This window comes from Pseudoalteromonas xiamenensis (assembly GCF_030994125.1).
GTDB lineage: Bacteria > Pseudomonadota > Gammaproteobacteria > Enterobacterales > Alteromonadaceae > Pseudoalteromonas > Pseudoalteromonas xiamenensis_B.
In genome coordinates this window covers 364,485-384,964 of record NZ_CP099917.1, presented here as the reverse complement: position 1 = coordinate 384,964, position 20,480 = coordinate 364,485, and the positions used below count along the sequence as shown (strand labels likewise).

At 42.5% G+C, this 20,480-nt stretch carries 17 protein-coding genes and 2 pseudogenes; 5 read left to right on the top strand and 14 right to left on the bottom strand.

Annotated features, from left to right (window positions below):
* Positions 1–31: 31 nt before the first annotated feature.
* The 11 genes and pseudogenes from ttcA to ccoN all read right to left on the bottom strand — a co-directional run bounded on the left by ttcA (position 32) and on the right by ccoN (position 9,882).
* Entirely contained in the window at positions 32–946 is a 915-nt protein-coding gene (gene ttcA / locus NI389_RS01730; RefSeq protein ID WP_308361308.1) for a tRNA 2-thiocytidine(32) synthetase TtcA, read from the bottom strand.
* 110 nt (positions 947–1,056) lie between these two features.
* Complete coding sequence (gene uspE, locus NI389_RS01725) at positions 1,057–1,977, bottom strand: universal stress protein UspE (RefSeq protein WP_308361307.1); 921 nt, start codon at positions 1,975–1,977, stop codon at positions 1,057–1,059.
* Positions 1,978–2,067: 90 nt separating this feature from the next.
* Positions 2,068–2,802 (bottom strand): FNR family transcription factor, encoded by a 735-nt coding sequence (locus tag NI389_RS01720; RefSeq protein WP_208843378.1) that lies wholly within the window; start codon positions 2,800–2,802, stop codon positions 2,068–2,070.
* Positions 2,803–2,840: 38 nt separating this feature from the next.
* A pseudogene (locus NI389_RS01715) lies at positions 2,841–3,510 on the bottom strand (sulfite exporter TauE/SafE family protein).
* The gene (gene ccoS / locus NI389_RS01710; protein ID WP_308361306.1) at positions 3,497–3,670 is read right to left on the bottom strand and encodes a cbb3-type cytochrome oxidase assembly protein CcoS; all 174 of its coding nucleotides are present in this window, start codon (positions 3,668–3,670) and stop codon (positions 3,497–3,499) included. Before ccoS ends, NI389_RS01715 begins: the two are co-directional and overlap by 14 nt.
* Complete coding sequence (locus NI389_RS01705) at positions 3,667–6,042, bottom strand: heavy metal translocating P-type ATPase (protein WP_308361305.1); 2,376 nt, start codon at positions 6,040–6,042, stop codon at positions 3,667–3,669. The genes ccoS and NI389_RS01705 overlap by 4 nt, the downstream gene beginning before the upstream one ends.
* 11 nt (positions 6,043–6,053) lie before the next feature.
* On the bottom strand, positions 6,054–6,545 hold the full coding sequence (locus tag NI389_RS01700; RefSeq protein ID WP_308361304.1) for a FixH family protein: 492 nt from the start codon (positions 6,543–6,545) through the stop codon (positions 6,054–6,056).
* Positions 6,546–6,655: 110 nt separating this feature from the next.
* On the bottom strand, positions 6,656–7,627 hold the full coding sequence (ccoP, locus tag NI389_RS01695) for a cytochrome-c oxidase, cbb3-type subunit III (protein ID WP_208843374.1): 972 nt from the start codon (positions 7,625–7,627) through the stop codon (positions 6,656–6,658).
* Positions 7,624–7,809, bottom strand: coding sequence for a cbb3-type cytochrome oxidase subunit 3 (locus NI389_RS01690; RefSeq protein ID WP_208843373.1), 186 nt, complete (start codon positions 7,807–7,809; stop codon positions 7,624–7,626). The genes ccoP and NI389_RS01690 overlap by 4 nt, the downstream gene beginning before the upstream one ends.
* A 6-nt stretch (positions 7,810–7,815) precedes the next feature.
* Entirely contained in the window at positions 7,816–8,436 is a 621-nt protein-coding gene (gene ccoO, locus NI389_RS01685) for a cytochrome-c oxidase, cbb3-type subunit II (protein ID WP_208843372.1), read from the bottom strand.
* Between the two features lie 12 nt (positions 8,437–8,448).
* Positions 8,449–9,882, bottom strand: a complete 1,434-nt coding sequence (ccoN, locus tag NI389_RS01680) for a cytochrome-c oxidase, cbb3-type subunit I (RefSeq protein ID WP_308361303.1) — start codon at positions 9,880–9,882, stop codon at positions 8,449–8,451.
* 323 nt (positions 9,883–10,205) lie between these two features.
* Between ccoN and NI389_RS01675 the strand changes: the two genes are divergently transcribed.
* Both NI389_RS01675 and NI389_RS01670 read left to right on the top strand, forming a co-directional pair.
* Positions 10,206–10,640 (top strand): hypothetical protein, encoded by a 435-nt coding sequence (locus tag NI389_RS01675; RefSeq protein WP_308361302.1) that lies wholly within the window; start codon positions 10,206–10,208, stop codon positions 10,638–10,640.
* Positions 10,640–11,113, top strand: a complete 474-nt coding sequence (locus NI389_RS01670; RefSeq protein WP_308361301.1) for a transcription elongation factor GreAB — start codon at positions 10,640–10,642, stop codon at positions 11,111–11,113. Before NI389_RS01675 ends, NI389_RS01670 begins: the two co-directional genes overlap by 1 nt.
* 18 nt (positions 11,114–11,131) lie before the next feature.
* Here the strand turns inward: NI389_RS01670 and NI389_RS01665 are convergent.
* A pseudogene (locus tag NI389_RS01665) lies at positions 11,132–12,126 on the bottom strand (GlxA family transcriptional regulator).
* Between the two features lie 123 nt (positions 12,127–12,249).
* Between NI389_RS01665 and NI389_RS01660 the strand changes: the two are divergent.
* Entirely contained in the window at positions 12,250–14,151 is a 1,902-nt protein-coding gene (locus NI389_RS01660; RefSeq protein WP_308361300.1) for a beta-ketoacyl synthase, read from the top strand.
* An 88-nt stretch (positions 14,152–14,239) separates the two neighbouring features.
* On the opposite strand, the gene NI389_RS01655 is transcribed toward NI389_RS01660, so the two are convergent.
* The gene (locus tag NI389_RS01655) at positions 14,240–15,943 is read right to left on the bottom strand and encodes an AMP-binding protein (protein WP_308361299.1); all 1,704 of its coding nucleotides are present in this window, start codon (positions 15,941–15,943) and stop codon (positions 14,240–14,242) included.
* A gap of 203 nt (positions 15,944–16,146) precedes the next feature.
* Between NI389_RS01655 and NI389_RS01650 the strand changes: the two genes are divergently transcribed.
* Positions 16,147–16,635 (top strand): hypothetical protein, encoded by a 489-nt coding sequence (locus NI389_RS01650; RefSeq protein WP_308361298.1) that lies wholly within the window; start codon positions 16,147–16,149, stop codon positions 16,633–16,635.
* Between the two features lie 103 nt (positions 16,636–16,738).
* Complete coding sequence (locus tag NI389_RS01645) at positions 16,739–18,622, top strand: acetate--CoA ligase (protein WP_308361297.1); 1,884 nt, start codon at positions 16,739–16,741, stop codon at positions 18,620–18,622.
* A gap of 45 nt (positions 18,623–18,667) precedes the next feature.
* Here NI389_RS01645 and NI389_RS01640 read toward each other — a convergent pair whose 3' ends face one another.
* The gene (locus tag NI389_RS01640; protein WP_308361296.1) at positions 18,668–20,341 is read right to left on the bottom strand and encodes a SulP family inorganic anion transporter; all 1,674 of its coding nucleotides are present in this window, start codon (positions 20,339–20,341) and stop codon (positions 18,668–18,670) included.
* Positions 20,342–20,480: the final 139 nt, after the last annotated feature.

Here is a 20,480-nt window from a genome sequence, read left to right as displayed (position 1 = left end):
ATTAAAGAAAAAGGAGCCGAAGCTCCTTTTTTTACGCAAGTTCAATTGTTTGGATCTGAACCGCTGAATCTTCATCGTCCTCGTGAGATATCGGCAAAGATTTGAAGTCTGGTTTGTCTAAGGCGATATCACCACCATCAACAACATTCGCTTTGTCTAGTTGTTTAAAACCAAATAGTTCTGTATCGGCTAGGTGTGAAGGCACGACATTTTGCATGGCAGTAAAAATGCTTTCTACTCGACCTGGGTGTGATTTATTCCAGTCTTGAAGCATCTGCTTTACGTGTTTTCGTTGCAGGTTTTCTTGCGAGCCACATAGATTACAAGGGATAATCGGGAAACCTTGGCTAAACGCATATTTCTCTATATCTGCTTCTTTTACATAAGCGAGAGGGCGAATGACCATATGTTCGCCATCGTCACTCATTAATTTTGGTGGCATACCTTTGAGTTTGCCTCCATAAAACATATTCAAAAACATTGTTTCGATAATATCATCACGATGATGTCCAAGCGCAATCTTGGTTGCGCCCATTTCTTTCGCTGTTCGGTAAAGAATACCACGACGAAGACGTGAGCAGAGTGAACAAGTCGTTTTACCTTCTGGCACTTTTTCTTTTACGATACTGTAAGTATCTTCTTCAACGATTTTGTATTCTATTCCTAAAGTATCAAGATATTCAGGAAGAATATGCTCGGGAAATCCAGGTTGCTTTTGATCTAAGTTGACTGCAAACAATTCAAAGCGGATGGGCGCGACACGTTGCAAATGCTGGAGTGTATCAAGCAATGTATAGCTATCTTTACCGCCAGACAAACAAACCATCACGCGGTCGCCGTCTTCGATCATGTTAAAGTCGCCAACGGCAAGGCCAGCTAAACGGCGAATTCGTTTCTGTAACTTGTTTAGATTATAGGCTGCTTTAGCTTCTTTTGAGTGCGACATGCGCCCCCTTAAATCAACTGCAAAAAAGAGGGCGCAATTATACCCAAATGGGTGGGAAATGCGATAGAGAACGGGCTAGCAACGTCGAAAATATCGTTTATCGTCGCGAGTTATCCTTGTAATGGACTCTTGTAACCGTCCGGTTTTAATGCCAATACATCGCAATCTAAGTTATCGATAACATGTTCAGCCGTGTTGCCAATTAATGCCGCACTTAAACCGGTTCTGCCAACAGAGCCTATAACGACAAGCTCGGTATTATGCATTTTTGAAACTGCTGGAATAACGTCTTCAGGTAGACCTTCTTTAACAAGACAGTCTTCTTTCGATAATCCATATTTTTCAGCTAATTCATAGGTTGAATTTTCGTGATGCTTTTTGACCGCTTCAGTGTATTGAGAAGGGTTAAATTCTGGAATTTCGATAGCAATGTTCACAGGTGTTGCAGGGTATGCATTAACTAGATGAAGTTTTGCGTTTGCTAAGTTAGAGATAAATTGCGCGTCTTTGATAATGCGATCGTTTAATTCAATATGTAAATCGTCATCTGATACCGCGTTTACTGCAGCGAGAATATGACCATTCTTTGGCCATTGTTTTTCTTTAACAAGTAAAACTGGCGCAGGGCATTTTCGAATTAAATGCCAGTCGGTTGGGGTAAAAATGACAGATTTGAACGTGTCATGCTGATGCGTGCCTTTTACTACAAGGTCATAGCCTTCTTCGAGAACGGCATTAATAATTGACTCGAAAGGGCGATTATGCCATTCAACACGGCTAGAGATTGGTGCATCGTACTCAGACAGTAACTCATGAATCCAAGCATTTCTATCATTGATCACTGCATCTCTCATGGCCTCGCGTTCTTCTCGAGATAGCATTGTTGTCATCTCGTAAGAGAAATCATAAATAGACAAGAAAGCCGTGATCTCAGCCCCCGTTTTTTGAGCTAACGCGACAGCTCTATCGAGACTATGTTGGTGATCTTTTGTGGGGTCGATTACAGCGAGAATATTTTTGATGCTTTCCATTTCGATGTCCTTTAAACATTAGGCGTTTAGTATCAGTGTACATCAAATAGCCTAATGTTAAAGGAAAAGCAACCAAATGGTTGCCCTAGATCAAATTGATATTCCAGCAGTTTTTGCAAGTTCAGGAATATCAAGGATAGTAATGAATTTACCTTCCACCTTAATAAGATCTGCTTTTTGAAAACGGCTCAAGAGTCGACTGATCGTTTCAACTGTCAGGCCTAAATAATTACCGATTTCACCACGAGTCATCGTAAATCTAAATTCTTTGCGTGAGAAGCCGCGGTCGCCGAAACGGTTTGAAAGGTTATAGATGAATGTAGCGAGTCTTTCCTCTGCTGTTTTCTTGTTAAGAAGTAACAGCATTTCCTGGTCATAATTAATTTCACTGCTCATCAAACGCATGATCTGCTGACGAAGTTTAGGTAATTTACCAGCGAGTTCATCTAATGTATCGAACGGTATTTCGCAGACCATAGATGTTTCAAGTGCTTGAGCGAAACTTTGGTGCTGCATTTTGTTGATTGCGTCAAAGCCGACAAGGTCACCTGCTAAATGAAATCCTGTGATTTGTTCATCGCCTTGTTCGGAAATGGTAAAAGATTTAAAACTACCAGAGCGGACGGCATAAATTGCGTTTAGTTCGGCACCTGATTCAAACAAAAAGTCACCTTTATGAAGAGGTTTCTTTCGCTCAATGATTTCGTCTAGGCGATCCATTTCTTGGCCATTTAAACTAAATGGCAGGCATAGCTGGCTTATACTGCAGTTGTTACAACTTATGGTGCAGTTAGATCTTGCACGATTGGGGTTATTTAAATCCATAATAATTCCATTAAAACTGACGCCTTTCACCTGCTAGATTAATGTACTAACTTATTGCTTGCAATGATAAGTAGATAAATACCATACCAAATAAACAAATTTCCCAGCAAAATACGCACAATTTGATGATTAATGAAAGAACTCACTTTGGTTGAAATTTGGCTCGTCAAAAGTAGAGCCGGAAAGGTGCCCAAAGCAAACGCGAACATTATTAGCAAACCTTGCAGAGGCGATTCTGCCGAAAGAGTCCAAGTCAGCGCAGAATACACGAGCCCACATGGTAGCCATCCCCAAAGTGCACCATAGGCAAGCGCCTTTGGGTAGCTATCAATTGGTAGTAGATGTCGATTAATTTTGACAAGATGTTGCCATATTACCGTTTTACCTGCCTTTTCTATCCATTGTAGTGACGCAGCGATACGCATTATATAAAGACCTAGAAGTATCATAAACAATGCGCTGACCATTGATAGAGATAGGGCAAACATGGTGTTTTGCTTTGCAAATTGAATGCCTAGCGACGCAACCAGTAGCCCAGCTACGCCATAACTGGTCATTCTTCCTATGTTATAGCAAAGTGCAATGACAAACGGGCTTTCGTGCTTTGAAGCCAGTTGTAGGCTCGACGCCACCCCCGCACATAACAAGACAATGGCCACTACCAAACAACCCCATTAAAAAAGCTGCAAAAAGATTAATCTCGTTCATTGGCCTTTTTGTGCTGCTCTTTGTCATCGTCAAACAAGATACTGTGACCTTGTTTTTCTAAATCGGAAAACTGCTCGCTACGAACAGCCCAAAAGAATATCCCAATGGCAATCAACACAAAAAGAATTGCAATTGGTATTAAAACGTAAATTATGCTCATAGTTTAAGTAACCTTAAAGAGTTACATATAACGATAATCGAACTTGCAGACATACCGATAACGGCTTGCCATGGTTCAACCATCCCTAATGCCGCGAGAGGTAGAATGGAGCCATTATAAATCAGTGACAAAGCAAGATTTTGGCGAACAATTAGTTTCGTTTTTTTGGCAACCGTTATTAACGCAGGTATCGCGACTAAGTCACTCCGTAACAGTACTACATCGGCCGTATTTTTTGAAATATCCGCGCCTGTTTCCATTGCTATGGATAAGTGTGCTGAGTTGAAAACCGGACTGTCATTGATTCCGTCGCCGACCATTGCAACGACTTCGCCTTTGGATGCCCAATCGTCTACATAGGACTGTTTGTCTTTAGGCGTACAAGCGCTTTGGACTGAATCCATTTTAAGTTGCGTTGCAAGCAAACGACCTGAGTTGGATGAGTCACCGGTGAGCATGTGAGACGTTACACCCTGTGACTTTAATTGCGCGATGACGTTGCGTGCACTATTTCTAACTTTGTCACTTAATTTAAATTCACAGACTGGCTTAGCGTCGATAAATAAAACGGCTTGTGCGTCACTTTCATAATTATCAAACCAAGATGGTTTACCTATGGCGATATTTAGGTTTTGAATAACGCCCTGAATGCCATAACCTGAGCAAACTTCGACGTTGTCTAAAGCTCGATTGTTGGGAAAATAGTCTTCAAACGCTTTCGCGATAGGGTGCTCAGAAAAATGTTCCAATTGCCCTGCAAACTTTAAGCAAGTCTCTTTGTCGTATGAATCACTCAGTGTCACAACGTCGGTAATTGTAAATCGACCTTCCGTAAGAGTCCCTGTTTTATCAAATGCAAAACGGGTAACTTTTGGCAGCGTTTCTAACACATGTGCTTCTTTTATTAAAATGCCTTTTTTTGTCAAATTGGCGACGGCACAAGTCAAGGCTGTGGGAATTGCTAAACTCAGCGCGCAAGGACAAGTCGCAACAAGTACAGAGATAGTTATCCAAAAGGCTTTGTCTGGAGAGATAGGGTACCATCCAATCGCTGTGGCGGTTGCGAAGAGTAGCAGACAGGCAACAAACCACTGTGCAACTTTATCAGTAACTTCAACGAGTTTTGGCCTTTTGGTCAGGGCACTATGTTGCAAGCGAATGATTTGATTGATTAAAGTATTTTGACCAAGCTGATTTATCTCAATGGTAATGACACCATCATGATTATTTGTGCCGGCAAAGACTTGGTTGCCTACTATTTTAGAAACGGGGAGGTGTTCACCAGTCATCATCGACTCGTCTACGGAAGTTTTGCCTTCGATAACGAGTCCGTCAGCTGGTATTGTTTCACCTGCTTTAACAAGGATTTTGTCACCCAGTGTTAATTGCTTAGCTGCAATAATCAGCTCTTCGCCTGACTCGAGTAATTTTCTTGCCGTCAAGGGGAGTAGCTTGTGCAAATTGGCTGTGAACTCACTCGCTTTTAATCTTGCTCTAAATTCAAGATATTTACCGAGTAACAATAAGAAGGTAAACATACAGATAGATTCAAAGTAAACTTCACCCGTATGCATAATTGTCGCGTAACTGCTTGCTACATATGCACCGAAAATTGCCATTGAAACGGGCAAATCCATATTGAGCTGTTTGGCTTTGAGTCCTTTTATCGCATTAGATAAAAAAGGCAAGGCTGAATATAGGATCACAGGCGTTGCAAGGACAAAGCTAATCCAGCGGAAGTATTCTTCGAAGTTCTCATCCATACCAGAGAACATGCCAAAGTACATGGCAAAGGCAAACATCATGACTTGCATCGTCATGATGCCGGCAACGCCAAGTCGTCGGACATATGCTTTCGCTACCGCTTGTTTTTGACTTGCTTCTTCATCCGCTTGAAATGGGTAGGTTTTGTAACCAATATTATGTAGACTCGCTATCATTTCACTGAGTTTGATGAGCGAAGGGTCCCATAAGATCATCGCGCGGTGGGTCGATGTGTTAACGTCCACTCGCGCAACGCCGTTGAGTGCTAAAAGTTGTTTTTCAATGAGCCATGCACATGCGGCGCAACTAATGCCTTCTACACTCAACAATACTTCGTTTAGGCTGCCCTGATGCGAAATAAAATCTTCCTGAATAGCATCATTATCATAGCTTTCGATGATTTTAAGTTGATCAGGGACTAAGTTTTCGACTTTGCCAGCTTTGACTGTTCGAAACTTATAATAATCGCTCATTCCTTCAGCAATAATATGCTCAGCGACGGCCTGACAGCCTATACAACAGACAGGATGTTGTTCGTGTTCATAGGTAACCTGTCCATCAAATCCACTTGGTATGGGTTCCAAACAGTGGAAACAACTTTGCGACATGGCTAACCTACTTATTTATAATCAGGGCTGATAGAGACAGTTTGTTTCGTTGGTAACTCTAGATTTTCTTTTAACTTCCAGCTGCCATCCATAGGTTCAAGGAATATGGTATATGCACCAGGTTCGTAGTGTTCAACTGTCGCGGTGAAATGACCGTCAGCATTTTGCAATAAAGTGACGTTGAAGTCGTGTTTCTTAATTGTGCGATGATAAAATGAAGCTTTAAGCGCTGTAACTTGACTATGATCACCTTTTGTAAAATCGAACGCAATTCGATGTTCAGCAACGTTAAGATCCCCGTGTAGATATAACGCTTTAGCTTTGTCGAACTTAGTTAACTCTAGGTTGATCGCTTTACCTTTTTTATAGTAATCATCAACAACTAAATCTGGACCATTTCCAACGGCAACAAACACAAGCAATACACATGCGACGATGCTCACAAGTGGGAAAAACATTAAAAACCAAGGCCAGAAATTTTTATACCACGGAGTAGGGTTCATAGTGACTCAACAACTAAAAATTGGTGCAAGCATTCTATCTTAAATCCTTATAAAAACCCAAAAAAAAGCCTCCAATCGGAGGCTTTTTTGATCTTAGATAACTTACGTTATTAGTGCTTTTCGTTATGCGATAAGCTGTAAACGTATGCAGCTAATAGGTGAACTTTTTCTTCACCTAAAATGTCTTTCCATGCTGGCATCACACCTTGACGACCATGGTTAAGTGTTTCTTCAACTGCACGTTGAGAACCACCGTATAACCAAATGTTGTCTGTTAGGTTTGGTGCGCCAAATGGTAGGTTATGTGCTACAGAACCTTTACCATCCATACCGTGACACGCAGCACACATTGCAAAGCGAGCTTGACCAGCGTCAGCGTCTTTTTGGTTTACTTTACGACCAGAAAGGCTAAGAACGAAAGCGGTAACTTCTTTAACACCTTGCTCACCTAACGCGTCTTTCCAAGCTGGCATAGCTGCTTTACGGCCGTGAAGGATAGTTTCTTTTATCTTGTCAGGTGTACCACCGTATAACCAGTCGTTATCTGAAAGATTAGGGAAACCAACACCACCGCGCGCATCAGAGCCGTGACACTGGGCACAGTTTTGTGAGAACAGGCGTTGACCAATTTCGAGTGCTTTTTCATCTTTAACTAATACTTCAATATCTTGAGCAGCGTATTGTTTAAAGATTGGGCCGAAACGTTCTTCTGCCGCACGAACTTCTTGGTCAAGTTGCACACGTTCACCGTTTGCCTTTGCATCAATCACCGCTTGCTTAGATTCAGCCATTGATGTGATACCTTGGTTTGAGCTTGTCCATTTGAATAGACCTTCCCAGTTACCTAGGCCCGGGTATGCTGCAAGATAGAATACAGACCAAACAAACGTAGCGAAGAACATGATTGTCCACCACTTAGGTAGTGGGTTGTTCAGTTCTTCAATACCATCGTACTCATGTCCACAACTTGCGCCTTCTTCTACACCTGCGTAATTCTTCAGGTTCCAAATTAGCAAGCCGAAGATGATAGCAAGACACGATAAGGTCAATACGATGACCCAAATACTCCAAAAGCTAGTCATTTTTCAGACTCCTTTTCCTCTTTAGAGATCGTTTCATTGTGCGTTTTCTCGTCTTCAAATATAGCGTTTGCAGCATTATCAAAACGATTTTTAGTGCGTTTGCTATAAGCCCACACAACAATAACGATAAACAGTACCAAAATTACCAGAGTTAAAATGCCTCTGTATGTTCCGTAATCCATAATAAATTACTTCAAGTGTGTACCAAGCTGTTGCAGATACGCGATTAGAGCTTGAATTTCTGTTTTGCCCTTAACTGCCGCTTCTGCGCCTTTGATGTCTTCATCAGTGTATGGAACACCAAACCCTTTAAAGACTTCCATTTTCTTGGCGGTCAACTTGCCGTCTAGTACGTTTTTGTCTAACCAAGGATAGCCAGGCATGTTTGACTCTGGAACTACTGAACGCGGATCCATTAAGTGAGCATAATGCCAATCGTCTGAATAACGATGACCAACACGTGCCAAATCAGGACCAGTACGTTTTGAACCCCATTGGAATGGGTGATCCCATACTGATTCGCCCGCAACAGAGTAGTGGCCGTAGCGCTCAACTTCGTCACGGAAAGGACGGATCATTTGAGAGTGACAGCCGTAACAGCCTTCACGTACGAAAATGTCTCGACCTTCAAGCTCAAGCGCAGTTAACGGACGTAGTCCTTCTACTGGTTGAGTTGTGTCTTTTTGGAACATAAGTGGTGTGATTTCTACCAATGCACCGAAACTGATTGCGAACACCGTTAGGATAGCCATCAGGCCAACGTTCTTTTCTACAATTTCATGTTTATTGGTTGAGTTATTATTTGCCATGTTCTACACCTCTTAAGCCAATTGTGCTTTAGCGTCGTCAGCTAGTGAGCCGCTTTTTGCTGTAACTGTACGGAAAGTGTTGTAAGCCATTACAAGCATACCTGTAACGATGAACACACCACCAAGGAAACGCATGATGTAGAAAGGCTTAGATGCTTCAAGTGCTTGTACAAAGCTGTACATTAACGTGCCGTCAGCGTTTACTGCGCGCCACATTAGACCTTGCATAACACCAGAGATCCACATTGCAACGATGTAAAGAACTACACCAACAGTGTGTAACCAGAAGTGTGTGTTAACAAGACGCACGCTGTACATGCCTGAATGACCGAAAAGAGCAGGGATTAGGTGGTAGATAGCACCGATTGAAATCATAGCAACCCAACCTAGCGCACCTGAGTGTACGTGACCAACAGTCCAGTCTGTGTAGTGAGAAAGCGCATTTACTGACTTAATAGCCATCATTGGACCTTCAAACGTAGACATACCGTAAAATGAAAGAGAAACAACAAGGAAACGTAGTACTGGGTCAGTACGTAGTTTGTGCCATGCGCCAGAAAGCGTCATGATACCGTTGATCATACCACCCCAAGACGGAACGAATAGGATCACTGACATAACCATACCGAGTGATTGAGTCCAGTCAGGTAAAGCGGTGTAGTGAAGGTGGTGAGGACCTGCCCAGATATATAGAGAAACAAGTGCCCAGAAGTGAACAACAGATAGACGGTAAGAATAAACCGGACGGCCAGCTTGTTTCGGTACAAAGTAATACATCATACCTAAGAAACCTGCAGTTAGTAGGAAACCTACCGCGTTGTGGCCGTACCACCACTGAACCATCGCATCCACAGCACCCGCGTAGATTGAGTATGATTTAGTTAGTGAAACAGGGATTGCCATGCTGTTTACGATATGAAGAATTGCAACCGTAATGATGAAACCCGCGTAGAACCAGTTAGCAACATAGATGTGCGATACTTTACGCTTGATTAGCGTACCGAAGAACACCACTGCATAACTTACCCAAACAATCGCGATAGCGATGTCGATAGGCCACTCAAGCTCAGCGTATTCTTTTGACGACGTAATACCAAGAGGTAATGTAATTGCCGCAGATACGATAATTGCTTGCCAACCCCAAAAGGTGAATGCTGCAAGTTTGTCTGAGAAAAGACGCGTTTGACATGTACGCTGTACAACGTAGTAAGACGTTGCAAATAGTGCACTTGTACCAAATGCGAAAATAACTGCGTTCGTGTGTAACGGACGTAGTCTAGAGTAAGTTAACCATGGAGTGTCGAAGTTTAACCAAGGCCAAGCAAGCTGGGCCGCGATAAACACACCTACACCCATGCCAACGATGCCCCAAATCACTGTCATGATAGCGAATTGGCGTACAACTTTATAATTGTACTCAGTTTGTGATGCTACTGTTTGGCTCATTTTCTGGATTCCGCTGCAATTTATGCGTTTAGAAATGAATTACCTGTAAAACAGGCCCTGTTATATTTTCAACGATTCCGTTACTTGTCATTTTCAAGTACTACATTTAAGTACTTGAAAAGTACAAAAAACGAACTCGAGAAACCTTATTTTTTGCAGGGAAAATGATAATTTCTTTGCAATTAAAAAGATACCTCAATCGCATAAAATAATGACATCAATCAAATTTCGAACTGAGTTTTTGAAATTTTGGAAATGACACATTTACAAAAATATTTGTTACTATCTCGACCCAATTACTTCATTCTTAATTCGATGTAAAAATGCGCATTATTTATACGTTTTTTCCCTTTCTGATCTCGTTAGCCCTTTTTGGGTGTGGAGAGTCATCATCAAGTATACACGAAAGTTCAGAAAAAAGTGAAAGTTCAAATTCCGTTAAATTTTGCCTTTCCGATAAAGAATGTCTTGATCGTTTAAAAACTGAGCGAGTTATTTTGGGTTTCAGTACAATTAAAGGTGAAGAACCTTTTCCAATACTTGTTAGTGCAAAGGAAAATCGTAAGTTAACTGCAACTATTACTGGCGTGAATATGAACATGGGCCGTATTCCAATTACTTTTTCAGAAGTTTCAACAGGTGTTTATTTTGCACAAGGGATGGTAGGCGTGTGTTCGTCAGAGCAAATGGTATGGAAAATTGTCGTGTTCGATGGAATCCAAGAGTTGGCAATAAAAGAGTTTGAGGTAATGCGATAATGAACAAACAGGCGGTTACACACCAAATACTCTTTCTATTAGAACAGCTAATTGATGAGGCAAAAGACGCTGCGGAAAACGCAAGGGCAGGAGCTGTTCACGAGCAAAGTGTCGCTGAAACGCAATATGACTCGCTCGCGATAGAGGCGGGCTACTTAGCGCACGGACACAGTGAACGAGCGGATAGTTTAATAAAATCATATAAAGAATATGAAAGCGTACTCACACTTTCTTCGGATAAAGTACAAGTGGGTTCGCTCATAATGTTGGCGGACGATGAAGAGACCGAATATTGGTATTTCCTCGGTCCAAGCCAAGGTGGCTTAAAACTGGAATACAAAAACCGTGTAGTTTGGACAATAACGCCTGCCTCCCCAATGGGCCGTAAATTAGCGGGAATGGAAGAGGGCGACGAAGTTTTTCACACTTTTGCAAATGGTAATAAATTACTCACGATTGAAGCGGTACTCTAAGTTTTTCTGTTTTTAAGTTTACTGAGAGAAAAGTTTTTTCCTGACTACTTTTCTATATTCGCTTGGTGTTTGCCCGAGATAAGCTTTGAATAATCGAGTAAGTTGACCTTGACTCGAAAATCCCACCGCGATCGCAACTTCTTGAATTTCTAGATTCGAACCGGCCAGTAAATCAGTCGCGGCCTGAATGCGGATTTTTTGAAGATATTCCAGCGGTGATAAAGCAATCGCTTGATTAAATCGGCGTGTCATCGTGCGATAGGAAATGCCAAACTGTGCGGCAACTTCACGAAATGAGATTTCTTCATGCATATTGGATTTAAGCCAAAATTGGATATCCGCGATGAGCTCATCTGGGTGCCTATCACTACCTCCTTCAAGAAATCGCTGTTCTTCATATGGCTTTCGTACTTCATGAGAAAAATTACGTTGAACGTGTTGAGCTGCTGACGCTCCATATATTTGAGAAATCAGGTGGACGATGACATCGGCAAGCGCATTTAAACTTGCGACGGTATACATCCTTTCAGATTGAGTAATAAAGTAATCGGGCTTTAAATCAACCTTTGGGTAATCACGCTTAAACTGCGATGCATAATGCCAATGTGTTGTCGCTGGATGTGAATCGAGTAGAGTGGTTTCTGCAATAAGGCAAACCCCTGTACCAACACCGATTAACGTCGCACCACCCCCCATTGTTTGTTCAACCAATCAATTGAACCTGCAGAATTGCGAAGTACTGGACGCGGATTTCGCCAAATACTCGGGGTTATTATGAAGTCTTGCTGTTGATTTGCATTGGCAATCGGAGTGGTTGGGATTGGAGCACTGATAATACTTGGAATGGTTCGGCCCATTTCGCTTACTAATTGAATATCAAGTATACGAAAAGTTTTTCTATTACTGTGTCTCTTTGCAAACGCTTCTCCAGCCTTAAGCATTTCAATAGGCAGGGTTAAACTTGTGACCAACATTTGTTCATAGACGACGAACGCCACGTTTATTGCAGACATATCAAATCCTCTGACCAGTTAGATATGGCCTAAAATGGTTGTTGTGTGGCTGTATATGCATGATGGTGCCATCATAAAGCATTTACAATGTTAGTCATAGTAGTAATTACGTTGGGTTCAGAAATGACAGCATTACCAGTGATCGTTGGTATGGGTGGGATTAATGCGGCGGGTCGCACTTCATTCCATCAAGGATTTAGACGAATTGTATTGAATACGCTTGACGAGCAAGAGAAAAAAGAAACGTTTTTAGGTTTAGCAACATTGATGAATCTGGTGCGCATTGAAAATGGCGAATACGTACAAGCCTCAGGTGAACCAATCGGCGTTGATGAAATAGAAAAAAAACTAGGTCAACAAATCTTAGACGGTACGCTAATTCGCAAAATTGAAAAGAACCATTTTGACGTTGATGCAACTCATGGTCATCAGCGTATGACGCTTACCAGTGATGAATCTACACCTATTTGTTTTACTGTAAAACAGCGTGATCTTCCAAATCCTATTCCAAACAACTGGACAGTGGAAGAAATCGAAGGAAAAGAAGTAAAGGTGACCATTCAGGGATTGGTGGAAGTTAAACACGATACTTACCGTGACAACCCTATAAAGGCAGCAGGTCAGCTGCCTACAGGTTTTGAACCGGCAAATTTATATAACAGCCGTTATCAACCGCGAGGCTTGCAAGCGACTATTTTTGCGGCAACGGATGCAATTCGTTCTACAGGTTTAGACTGGACCACTGTGATGAATAGCGTGGAGCCAGATAAAATAGGCACGTATTCAGCGTCTGTTGCAGGTCAAGTGAATGAAGAAGGGTTTGGCGGTTTGTTAAAAAGCCGACTTCTAGGTGACCGCGTTAGCACTAAACAGCTAGCGTTGGGTTTAAACACCATGAGCACGGACTTTATTAATGCTTACGTAACAGGCAACGTTGGTACAACATTTACTACGTCAGGGGCATGCGCAACCTTTTTATATAACTTGCGCGCAGCAGTAAATGATATTCAAGCTGGTCGTACGCGAGTTGCCGTTGTTGCGAGTGTTGAATGTGCCGTTACACCAGAAATCGTGGAAGGGTTTGGCAACATGTCAGCTCTAGCGAATGAAGAAGGTTTACGCAAGCTCGACAATACAGACCAAGTTGATTATCGAAGAACGAGTCGTCCATTTGGTGAAAACTGCGGTTTCACAATAGGTGAAGGCGCGCAAGTTGCAATATTAATGGATGATGCGTTGGCGCTTGAACTCGGTGCTGATATTTTGGGTTCGGTTGCAGATGTATATGTCAATGCGGACGGAATAAAGAAGTCGATTACCGCTCCGGGGCCTGGCAACTATATCACCATGGCAAAATCGGTTGCCCTAGCGTCTCAAATTGCAGGCGTTGAACGCGTACAAAAACGCAGTTTTATTCTTGCACACGGTTCAAGTACGCCACAAAACCGTGTCACTGAATCTGCTATTTATCATAAAATTGCCGAATCATTCGCCATTGAAGGTTGGAAAGTCGCGGCACCGAAAGCGTATGTAGGACATACCATCGCACCTGCGAGCGGCGACCAATTAGCTATGGCTTTAGGCGTATTTGCGCACAACATTATGCCGGGTATTACCACCATCGATAAAGTAGCTGATGACGTCCATGCTGAGCATTTAGATATTCGTACAAACCATTATGAATGCGAACCTCAAGACATTGCTTTTATAAACTCTAAGGGCTTTGGTGGTAATAATGCGACAGCGACCGTGTTTTCGCCAGCGTTAACGAAAAACATGCTAGCAAAGCGCTACAGTGTCGAAAAGCTGCAACAATACGATGTTGCCAAAGAGCAAACATTAAAAGCACAGGAACAATATCGCGCGGATGCGAACAATGGCAAATATGAACTAATTTATCGTTTTGGCGATGGCATGATTGACGAAGCTGGACTCGTTATTACTGCAGATACGCTCACTTTACCTGGGTTTGATAAACCCGTATCGCTTCGAGTAGAAAACCCGTATTCAGATATCAGTAAGTAAAAAATTAATGTTAAGCAAAGCAAAGGCGCCGTCTTTTATGAGACTGCGCCTTTTTATTTAAGTTAATCTTCACTTAAATACAGCGTTGTTAGGTCGATTCTGAAGACAGTTCATCTTCCATTATATGGCGCATTTTAAACTTCTGGAGTTTTCCGGTGACAGTCATAGGATATTCATCAACAAAACGAATGAATTTAGGGACTTTGAAGTAGGCTAACTTGTCTTTTAAATAAGTTATTACCTCTTCTTCTGAAATGTAATGCCCAGGTTTTAGTTGCAGCCATGCACATACTGCTTCTCCATAGCGTTCATCTTTTACGGCGAACACGGCAGCATCCTGGATCTGTTCAAGGTGATAAAGTGTTTCTTCTATTTCTCGTGGGTAGATATTTTCCCCGCCACGAATGATTAAATCTTTAATACGGCCGACGATTTGAACGTATCCTTCGGTGTCCATTACAGCAAGATCACCAGAATGTAGCCAACCCTGCGCGTCAATAGTTGCAGCCGTTTTGTCAGGGTCTTCCCAATATTCAGCCATTACGCAATAACCTTTGGCGAGTAGTTCTCCAGGATTACCTCGTGATACCAAATTTCCGGATTCATCAACGATTTTTACCTGTGTGTGTGGCATCGTTTTTCCAACGGTGTTCACCCTTTTTTCAAGAGGAGAATCAATACTGGTAATATGGTTGATAGGGCTGCACTCGGTTTGCCCATAGCCAATCAGCACTTCTTTCATGTGCATTTTTTCTTGGACGAGTCGCATCACTTTTTCAGGGCATGTAGCACCGGCCATAATACCGGTCCTCAATGTGCTCAAATCAAACGAATGAAAATTTGGGAGCTCGAGTTCTGCAATGAACATAGTGGGTACGCCATGAAGTCCGGTACATTGTTCTGATTCAACGACCCGAAGTGTAATTTCTGGGTCAAATGAATCATTAGGAAAAACGGCACACGCACCAACACTCATGCAAACTAAATTTCCCAAAACCATTCCGAAGCAATGATACAGTGGAACAGGAATGCAAAGTCTATCTGACGAAGAGAGGTTCATTGCATCTGCCACTAAACGCGCATTGTTTAGAATATTGAAATGACTGAGTGTTGCTCCTTTAGGGCGTCCCGTAGTACCAGAGGTAAATTGAATATTGATGGGGTCTAAGCAGGTTAATGTGCTGGCAAATTCACGCGCCTTTAAATGGTCAAGGTCACTTGCACGCGTTAGAAACTCGTCAAAACTCATCATACAGTCCAACGGCGTCTGTTCGATGGTGATGATATGTTTAAGGGATGGAAGTTTTTCAGCGTTCAGTTGATCAATGCCAAGTTGTCGGATTTCAGGTGCCAGCGATTCTAACATTTCAACATAATTGCTGTTTTTGAATCGATTCGCCATGACTAATACGCTGCATGATACGTTGTTTATTGCAAATTCTAGTTCATCTGGGCGATAGGCGGGATTTATGCAAACCATGATTGCGCCAATTTTTGCAGTCGCGAACTGAATGAGCGACCACTCAATGTTGTTCGGTGACCAAATTCCAACACGGTCACCTGGTTTTACGCCCAATGAAACTAAACTTGCTGCCACTTGATTTATTTTCTTTAGATAGTCGCGATAGCTTAATCGGACATTTTGATGGCTTACAATAATTGCATCAGATTCAGGGGAAGTGTCGACAATAGATTCAAGGTAATCACCAATTGTTTGATAGTTAAGTGGTGTGTCTGTTCGGCCGCTACTGTAACTAAGGCTCTCACAAGGTATGTCATTTTTAACTTCCATAAATTAATCCTTTTCGAAATGTCCATTGCTAGATAATTAGAGTTACGATGTTTTTGCAAGTATTTGTCGACAAAAATAATTGAAATAAGACTAAAAGGCTAAACGATATTTGTAACAAAAATGAAATTTTAGTCTTTTTAACTTGCGTCTCCGTGCTTTTGTTCTAGTCTCTTTGGCGCATTTAACAATCAAGGAATGAAAGTATGAATGACATTGAAATTAATTTTGAAACTACCGCGACGCTTAAACGAGATGAGATTATTCTGTACGAATTTATTCGTCAGGTTTTAAGAGAGTGTAGTGGGCGGCTTGGGCAATACCGAATAAAGCGAGACCAAGTGCTTTCACAATACAGTGCTAGTTTGATGGACACCATTTTGCATAGCTCACCTCAAAAAGCGGCCAACCTTGTGAGGTTAACAAACGCAGATTTAAATGGTTTGCTTAGGGAAGTGATGACGATTAATCAAGCGTTTTATTTGATGCCAGAGCAAGTCTTAATCAATTTGACTGAACAAAGAAAGTTGGAAAAGCGTAACAAAATCTGGTTTTTACGTATGTTTTCTTCAAGTCTTGGCTGGCTGAGTCGTTCACATCTTCGGCATGCCAAACTAATTTACCCGACATTCTTCGATTGTCTTTCTAAAGTGAAAAAGCAATCCTACCAAGAAAGCGAGAGAAATTTGCGCTAAATCAACCTTAGCGGGCTCTCAGGAGCTGGTTAACCTAAAGTCTAATGGAGTGAAATCCTTTCGTTACCTAATTTGAAAGGAAATACAAATTGGAATGACGATTATGACAACACAGTATGAAGATCAATATCGAAAATCGATAGAAAAGGCGGACGCTTTTTGGCTTGAAAAAGCAGAGCGTCTTCCTTGGTTTGCAATGCCGAAAACAGGATGCACTCTAGAGAGTGATGGGTCATATCATTGGTTTAGTGATGGAGAAATGAATACGTCCTATATGGCGCTCGACCATCATATTAAATCCGGTCGAGGAGATCAGAGCGCGTTGATTTACGATTCGCCTGTGACACAAAAACAAGAATCCTACACCTATTACGAGTTAAAAATAGCCGTAGCGAAGTTTGCTTATGGTCTGCAAGCACTCGGCGTCACAAAGGGAGACCGAGTCGTAATATATATGCCGATGGTGCCAGAAGCGGTCATCGGCATGTTGGCCTGTGCACGCATTGGCGCAATACATTCAGTCGTTTTCGGTGGGTTTGCGCCTCACGAACTTAGTGTACGAATCGATGATGCCAAGCCAAAGGTCGTTCTAAGTGCCTCTTGTGGAATCGAAATTGACCGGATAATTGCTTATAAGCCTTTACTGGATGAAGCGCTTGAAAAAGCGACACATAAAGTTTCGCATTGCGTAGTATTACAGCGCTCATATTTGAAAGCGACAATGAAAACGGAACGAGATGTTGATTGGAAGCAATTAAGTGAATCTGGCATCGAAGCGGAACCAGTCAGTTTAAAAGCAAATGACCCTTTGTATGTGCTTTATACATCGGGTACGACAGGGAAACCCAAAGGTGTGTTACGTGAAAATGGCGGGCACGCAGTAGCATTGCATTACAGTATGGAAACCGTCTATGGCGTAAAGCCTGGCGATGTTTTTATGGCTGCTTCAGATATCGGTTGGGTGGTTGGGCATTCTTATATCGTTTACGGGCCACTATTGTATGGTTGTACAACTATTTTATATGAGGGGAAACCGGTTCGGACTCCAGACGCCGGTGCATTTTGGCGAGTGGTTGAAGACTATAAGGTCAACGCACTTTTTAGTGCACCGACAGCCTTTAGAGCAATTAAAAAAGAAGACCCAGAAGGGATGCTTTTTAAAAAATACGACACAAGTAGCTTAAAGCATTTGTTTTTAGCGGGCGAGCGACTTGACCCCGCGACTTATGATTGGCTGGGTGAAATATCAAAGTTGCCCATTATCGACCATTGGTGGCAAACCGAAACGGGCTGGGCTATTGCAAGTAATCCCGTTGGGCTCGATGTATTCGAAACGAAACCAGGGAGCGCCACGAAACCAACTCCGGGTTTTGACGTGCGCATTCTAGATGCCGTAGGCGACCCATGCGATGTCAATGAACAAGGTGCTGTAGTGATTAAACTACCAATGCCTCCGGGATGCCTAACGTCGCTTTGGCACGACCAGAAGCGATTCGAAAGCAGTTATCTAAGTGCCTATCCAGGTTATTATTTAACAGGCGATGGGGGATATTTCGATGAAGACGGCTATTTGTTTATCATGGGCAGAACGGATGATGTCATTAACGTAGCAGGTCATAGATTGTCCACAGGTGAAATGGAAGAAATTGTTGCTGCGCATCCGAGTGTGGCCGAGTGCGCTGTGTTTGCCTCAAAAGATGAATTAAAAGGTCAGCTTCCTGTTGCGATGGTTGTACTTAAAGACGGCACGCGCGCAGATCCATCAGAGATTGAAGCCTCCATTGTAAGTGAAATTCGATCTCGTATCGGGGCAATTGCCTGTCTTAAAACGGTCTTGACCGTGCCTCGTTTGCCAAAAACACGATCAGGAAAAATCTTACGCAAAAATTTGAGACAACTTGTGGATGGGGAACCATTACAAATACCGTCTACTATCGACGATGCAAGCGTATTTGGTGAAATTGAACAACTTTGGTTAGCTAAGTAATCACGTCCAACGTTGCAGGAGTTTGTCTCTCCTGCAATCATCAAATTAGCGCTCGTTTTTAGCTTCGTTTGGATTAGCTATCACCTCTAACGCACGCTCCATAGCGAGTTCTCGGGATGCACAGAAGGCGAGTGGCGTTAGCCTATCTCGGATATTAAACTTTTCGAGTTGCATCGTTGTATCGCGATTTGGGGAAAAAATATATACGTCCACATTTGCTTCAAGTGCATCTAAAATCGCATTTTCAATCGCTAAACTTACTGTTACGTCGAGCATCGGAACGTCTGATAAATCGATAACCATCGCTTTAAACTTTGACACATGCCGATGTTGTCGTGAAATTGCTTTAGATACGCTAAATATCATTGGTCCAGATAAGTAGAAAAACAACAATTGTCCGTTGGCGCTATCGAGTAAACGTCTTTCTTTTTTCGACAATGGAACATCGTCGTCATCGCCATCACTTATTGCTTTGACTTGCTCGCTTTGCACTCGACTGAGTTTTTCTATCACAAGAATGTTGGAGATAAACACACCGAGGCCAACTGCAACCATCAAATCCACTAAAACCGTTAACAGCATTACCCCGTACATAATCGCCATTTGGCTGGTACTTAGTTTGTGAGCGCGTTGGATGAAGCTCCAATCTAAGATATTTATACCAACATATACGGCAATCCCCGCAAGAACAGCCATAGGGATTGGTTCGGTTAATGAACCTGCGACAAATACGACAGCCATCAATATCACTGCTCTCAAAATGCCAGCAAGCGGTGAACGCGCACCGACTTGTACATTCACAACAGTGCCCATGGTCGCTCCTGCCCCTGGTAATGCGCCGAATGCACCCGCTACCATATTTGCGATACCTTGGCCTCGAAGCTCTTTATCTGAATCATGTTCAGTTCGCGTTAGACTGTCTGCAATGACAGCAGTTAAGAGCGTGTCGATACAGCCTAGTGTGCCAAGCACTAGTGCATCAATAATCATTTTTGTGAATATTTCAGGCTTGAACGTCGGCAACACGAACGTTGGCAATGCACTAGGGATCTCGCCAATTCGGCGAATACTGTCAGTATCGAATAGAATGATTGAAATTAAGGTAACAGAAACCAAGGCTACTAGCTGAGCTGGTACGTACTGGCGATATTTTTTTGGAAAGTAAAACAAAATAGCAAGTGTGATAGCGCCCAGAAACAATTCACCAAATTGGACGTTCATAATTAGCTCGGGCAATGCCGCAAGCGTGCCTGTTACTCCTCCTCCAGGGGCTTTGTGACCGAGTAGAGGTGCTAGTTGTAAAATGATAAGGATAATGCCAATACCGGACATAAATCCAGAAACCACACTATAAGGCATAAGCGTAACGTATTTGCCGAGTCGGAGCGTGCCAAGTAGGATTTGAAACGCGCCAGCCATCATGACAACAGTAAATGCGAGCGCTGGACCTTGTTCTGGATAACTTGCAACCATAGTCGTCAGAATTGCTGTCATGATCACGGTCATTGGTCCAGTTGGTTCTGAAATAAGCGAGGTGGAACCACCAAATAATGCAGCAAACAACCCAACTAAAATAGCGCCCCACATACCAGCCTCTGCGCCTGCTCCTGAGGCAACGCCGAAAGCGAGAGCAAGTGGTAATGAGATGATGGCGGTTGTGACACCCCCAAATAAATCACCCTTTACTGACAGGTGTTTATATCTATTTAACGACAACATGCTTAAGCCATTTTGAAAATTTTTTGGCATTCTAACTTAAAACAAAACGGCAAGTGGTTGGATTTTTCATGATTTTTTACATTTATATGCGTACCCAGGAGTTTATCGTCTATGTTAGACTTCGTTCACAATGATCAGA